Below are 433 nucleotides of genomic sequence, written 5' to 3' on the forward strand. Positions count from 1 at the left end.
GAATGACGAAAACCGTAAGTGGGCGGATATTCAGACCGCCATTTATAACGCCATCGATTAAGGTGGCCTGATAAGCGAAGCGCCATCAGGCGATTATCCTGATGGCGCAATCGACGAAGCTCGGCGAGCTTTACGGTTCGCCGTACAGCCCGATTAACCGGCGTACCACGCCGTTTGTCCAGCCGAAACCGTCCTGCAACGGGTATTCACCCCCGCCCCCTTCGCGCGGCGTGCTGCTGGCAATATGGTACTTCTCGATCAGCTTGTGGTGATTCTGGTAGTAGTGATTCACCGTTTTCAGCCAACTGCGGGCGATCTCGTCACCCAGCGCGTCGTTACCGTAAAGCTTAAAGCCCTGCACCGCCATCCACTGTAACGGCGCCCAGCCGTTGGGTTTGTCCCACTGTTCGCCGGTTTCATATTCCGTCGCCAG

1 protein-coding gene is annotated in these 433 nt (G+C 56.8%); it reads right to left on the reverse strand.

Annotated features, from left to right (window positions below):
* Nucleotides 1–130: 130 nt before the first annotated feature.
* The coding region (locus CWM61_RS28610; protein ID WP_264755193.1) for a trehalase family glycosidase at nt 131–433 on the reverse strand (303 nt) is incomplete at its 5' end.

Origin of the sequence: Klebsiella sp. K-Nf6 (assembly GCF_002806655.1) — a bacterium.
GTDB lineage: Bacteria > Pseudomonadota > Gammaproteobacteria > Enterobacterales > Enterobacteriaceae > Klebsiella > Klebsiella variicola.